The 4238-nt window shown below is 42.0% G+C and carries 6 protein-coding genes; 5 read left to right on the top strand and 1 reads right to left on the bottom strand.

Features of this window, described 5'->3' with window-relative positions; all coding sequences use genetic code 11:
• Positions 1-179: 179 nt before the first annotated feature.
• The 3 genes from UF75_RS28775 to UF75_RS24875 all read left to right on the top strand — a co-directional run bounded on the left by UF75_RS28775 (position 180) and on the right by UF75_RS24875 (position 1545).
• On the top strand, positions 180-428 hold the full coding sequence (locus UF75_RS28775; protein ID WP_156146614.1) for a hypothetical protein: 249 nt from the start codon (positions 180-182) through the stop codon (positions 426-428).
• Positions 429-804: 376 nt separating this feature from the next.
• Positions 805-969, top strand: coding sequence for a hypothetical protein (locus tag UF75_RS29505; protein WP_197079537.1), 165 nt, complete (start codon positions 805-807; stop codon positions 967-969).
• 207 nt (positions 970-1176) lie between these two features.
• On the top strand, positions 1177-1545 hold the full coding sequence (locus tag UF75_RS24875) for a hypothetical protein (protein ID WP_045577206.1): 369 nt from the start codon (positions 1177-1179) through the stop codon (positions 1543-1545).
• A 127-nt stretch (positions 1546-1672) separates the two neighbouring features.
• Here the strand turns inward: UF75_RS24875 and UF75_RS24870 are convergent, their stop codons facing one another.
• Positions 1673-1876: a hypothetical protein gene (locus UF75_RS24870; RefSeq protein ID WP_045577205.1), complete on the bottom strand. Its 204-nt coding sequence runs from the start codon at positions 1874-1876 to the stop codon at positions 1673-1675.
• Between the two features lie 168 nt (positions 1877-2044).
• Here UF75_RS24870 and UF75_RS24865 point away from each other — a divergent pair, with 168 nt between their 5' ends.
• Positions 2045-3820: a carbon starvation protein A gene (locus UF75_RS24865; RefSeq protein WP_045577204.1), complete on the top strand. Its 1776-nt coding sequence runs from the start codon at positions 2045-2047 to the stop codon at positions 3818-3820.
• Positions 3821-3826: 6 nt separating this feature from the next.
• Entirely contained in the window at positions 3827-4117 is a 291-nt protein-coding gene (locus tag UF75_RS24860) for a CC/Se motif family (seleno)protein (protein WP_045577203.1), read from the top strand.
• Positions 4118-4238: the final 121 nt, after the last annotated feature.

Raw genomic sequence — 4238 nt, 5'->3', positions numbered from 1 at the left:
ATACTTATCCGGGAAATACGCTCCAAACCTTTTGGCGGTTAATCAATTCTTTCTAACCCAGAAACAGCTAATATGTAGATAAAGTAGCGTGCATTTCAACCATCTCCGAAGGTTCTAAGGCAAGTACGGTAATTAACTTGATACGTAATGGTTCGCTTTCTGCTCCGGGAATTGTCATAATGCCACGGAACCTAAATACGGCCTGCGGCGATAACAGCGTTCTAGCAGCCAAGCTCATTTCTCAGAACAGCGATATGACGATAGGTGGGCAACTGCTAAGGTCTTTAATCCAAACTGGAGATCCCGTAATCATTAATTTTCATGGACGCTTTGTTATAACTGAAAATAATAGCTTTACGGTTTGTTTAAGAAATATTAATAACACGAGTAATCGTTTAACTATAAATATTTCTTGGTGGGAAATATAAGCGGAGTGCCACCGAGTGCCTAGTGGTAGAACATTCCAGCACCATCATAGGTAAAGATAAATCCATCTTGGGGAATATTACTATACTAGGAGGTGCTACAAGTAAAAGTATCCGAACTTGTCAATTTAGATAGTGATAGTTTTTGTAAATGGTGGTCAGGGGCTACAAAAAGAAATGATGAAGAAGAATTCATGTCTATTCTTGTGAAATCCAAGGTGGTACGAAAAGAAGAAACAATTACTCTAAGGCTGTTTAAATTTATAGACTTATGAGAGCTTAGACCCTGATTTGGATACACAATAAATCTATTACCAAAAAACGGAAAAACTAAAATCATCTCGCTAATGGGCGAATTTCAACCTAAGGAAGGAATACCATGAAAAAGAACGGTGAGCAAACCCAAAAGAACAAATTAAAGCAGCCAACTACTGCCCCTGGAAACGATGAATATCTAGACCAGGATGCCTCTACCCAAGATGTTAACAAAGGCAATTACACTAAGGTTGTGAAAGCGGTCTATGATGAAGTAGATCCAAGTTAAGGTCAAGCGAACGCTGGGATTAATTGCAGCACATATGAGTATGCCCTCTCTCGCTTAGGGGGGGAGGGCTATTTTGTATTCACCAAAAGGTTAACTTTTGCTTTATACAAGTTGTACTCCCTAAACTGGATTGGGATTCCGGGTTGGCATAATTACCAACGTATCAGAAAAATTACGGATAAGGTATTAGGAAGGAATTGGAGCAAATTGGAAATTAGAGAAAATATCATTATTCCCTTGGGATATGGAAAATTCGTACGCTCCGATAAGATCATTGCGTTGGAGCCAATCGAAGAAGACCGAGGTCCCAGACGGAGAACACGCGTGTATGTAGAACAAATAGGCATTCCCCTAATTGCTTCACGGACCGAAACAGCGGTTTTAGCCAATATAGTGGAAACCCCCAAAGAAGTTATGGAAGCCACAGCTGCCCTAGAACTTTTACATGACATCTATGATGATATTCATCAGATAGGTCCTATGCTTCGAAAAAGTATTAGAAAAGAAGCCCAACTTGATTTGGATAAAATAGAAAGACGAATTGAAGAAATTCTAAAACATGAAGTTGAGTTTTAAGCCTTGTCAGAGATGTACCTATCAATAAAGCCCTCGGCGGTGCCGGGGGCGATTTCGTAACAATGGGTTAATAGGTTTATTAGAATTTCGTATGGTACACCTGTTTTTCATAGCGATTAGGATATTATTAAGTTAAACCTGCGATACCAATTACTGATTCTGCCCCACACCCAGGACAAATGTAACTGTAGTTCGGTATTTGCATCTCGATAGACTCAATATCATCATCACTAAAATCATTTATCTTGTTCTGACCTTTAGCCTTCAGTGTTGCCGTATCCCATGCTATGCTACTATACTCAATATTGCATTTCGGACATTTATAGTTCATAACAGCATCCCCTTAAAATTTTAATATTGACTAGATTAAATCAGATTGTTTCCGTTCTGTACATGATTCCCTTAAGGATTATTTGAAGGATAATTATTTTTCATTAATATGAATAATTTTATTTAAAATTATTCATATTAAAATCGAATACATAAGGAGGTTTTTGAGATGAACGCCATTTGGTTAATTGTCATTTCTGCTTTAGTTCTCACTTTAGGATATCGCTATTACGGTGCCTTTATTGCTGCCAAAGTTCTAGCCCTCGATGATTCCCGAAAGACGCCTGCGATTATTCATAATGATAATCGCGATTATGTACCGACCAATAAATGGGTTCTGTTTGGTCATCATTTTGCAGCAATCGCTGGTGCTGGTCCCCTGATCGGGCCTACATTGGCAGCTCAATTCGGATACCTGCCCGGGACGTTATGGATCCTCCTTGGCTCGGTTTTCGCCGGTGCCGTCCATGACCTAGTGATTTTATTTGCTTCCGTTCGGAATGACGGACTATCACTGGCTGAGATTGCACGTAAGGAACTTAATAAATCCTCGGGTCTTGTCGCCGCCATTGCCATTCTCTTTATCTTAATTATTACAATGGCTGGCCTAGCACTCGCCGTCGTCAATGCCCTCTATAACAGTCCGTGGGGAACTTTTACAGTGGGTGTTACCATTCCAATAGCCATTTTTATTGGCATCTATCTGCGTTGGATGCGTATCGGGCGAATCGGAGAAGCGACTGTTATTGGCGTTTCTCTGATTATCCTCGGTGTCGTCATTGGACCGGTTATCGAGCGTTCCTTTATCGCCAGTTACTTCACCTTTAACCATGAGCAATTGGCCATCATCTTGGCCGTTTACGGGTTTGCCGCAGCAACCCTTCCCGTTTGGTTGCTGCTGACACCGCGAGACTATTTGAGTACCTACATGAAAATCGGAGTGATGTTGGCTCTCACTATAGGGATTATTATCATTCAACCCCATCTCCGCATGCCAGCCGTTACTTCTTATGTACATGGCGGCGGACCGATTATTCCTGGCAAAGTTTGGCCCTTTATGTTTATTACCATCGCCTGCGGAGCCCTCTCCGGTTTCCACGCGATTATCGGAACAGGAACGACACCAAAAATGATTTCACTCGAACGTGACATCCTTCCTATTGGTTTTGGAGGCATGTTGGTTGAGGGATTTGTGGCCCTTATGGCCTTAATCGCCGCAACGAGTCTCCATCCCAACGATTATTTCGCCATCAATTCGCTCCCTTCGGTCTTTGCTAAACTAAATATGCCTGTTCAGGAATTGACGCAGCTTTCACAACTCGTCGGCGAAAATGTTGCCGGACGGGCCGGTGGTGCTGTCTCTCTTGCCGTTGGCATGGCGGATATTTTCCGTAAAATACCCTTCTTGGCCGCGCTTTCCAGTTATCTTTATCACTTCATTATCATGTTTGAAGCATTGTTTATATTGACCACGATCGATGCTGGTACACGGGTTGGACGTTACTTGCTACAAGAACTTGGAGGGTATATCTATAAACCGCTCCGTTCAACAAACTGGTGGCCGGGCATTATCTTTACGAGTATCTTGATTTCTTTTTCCTGGGGATACCTGGTCTACAATGGAAGTATTTCTACCATCTGGCCTCTCTTTGGGGTTGCTAATCAGTTGTTGGCCTCGATGGCATTAGCCATCGGAACAGCTATGATTATCCGAATGGGTAAAGCGCGCTACGCTTGGATCACGATCATTCCCTTTATCTTCGTGGCGGCAACAACCATCGCAGCAGGTTATCAGAATATCGTGAACAGCTATTTGCCCACCGGAAAAACCCTATTAGCCACGTTATCCGGGATTATGTTAGTTTTGGTTATTATCATTCTCATTTCATCGGTGCGAAAATGGTTTGAGCTACTTGGGCAAAAAAATGCCAAACCTGAAACTTAAACTAGCATGAAGATTAACATTACACAGAAGGCTATGAATTTCCTCCAAAAAGCCGGAAAAAGCGAGCTTTATATTGAACTCGTTGAAGTCCAGCAATGCTGTATTCCGCTCGTTGTCCCCCCTTCCGTGCGTAAAGGACACCCGCGCAAACCGGACAAGTTTGAAGTATATAACGTTGACGGAATCACGGTGTATTATGACCGTAATCTTATCCGGAAGCCAGAAGTAACCGTTGATGCTCAGGGGATCGGATTTGCTAAAGGGCTTTTCGTTGCTGATTGGGTTATTAAATACTAAAATCGGCTTTTGGAGGTAGAAATTGGACGTGATCATGTATTGCCTAAATAGGGGACTGTAATTGAATAAATACGCTTTCTTTTAAACCGCAGTTTTTGCATTTATAAATCCATTTTTCATC

The sequence above is a fragment of the Desulfosporosinus sp. I2 genome, from assembly GCF_000960765.1.
Classification (GTDB): domain Bacteria; phylum Bacillota; class Desulfitobacteriia; order Desulfitobacteriales; family Desulfitobacteriaceae; genus Desulfosporosinus.
The sequence above is the reverse complement of the archived record's forward strand: the minus strand, read 5'-3'. Positions and strand labels throughout refer to the sequence as shown.

Excerpts from the sequence above, each read along its gene's own strand:
- UF75_RS28775 (WP_156146614.1), top strand. The coding sequence starts at position 180 with ATGCCACGGAACCTAAATACGGCCTGCGGCGATAACAGCGTTCTAGCA.
- UF75_RS29505 (WP_197079537.1), top strand. The coding sequence starts at position 805 with ATGAAAAAGAACGGTGAGCAAACCCAAAAGAACAAATTAAAGCAGCCA.
- UF75_RS24870 (WP_045577205.1), bottom strand. The coding sequence starts at position 1,876 with ATGAACTATAAATGTCCGAAATGCAATATTGAGTATAGTAGCATAGCA.
- UF75_RS24865 (WP_045577204.1), top strand. The coding sequence starts at position 2,045 with ATGAACGCCATTTGGTTAATTGTCATTTCTGCTTTAGTTCTCACTTTA.
- UF75_RS24860 (WP_045577203.1), top strand. The coding sequence starts at position 3,827 with ATGAAGATTAACATTACACAGAAGGCTATGAATTTCCTCCAAAAAGCC.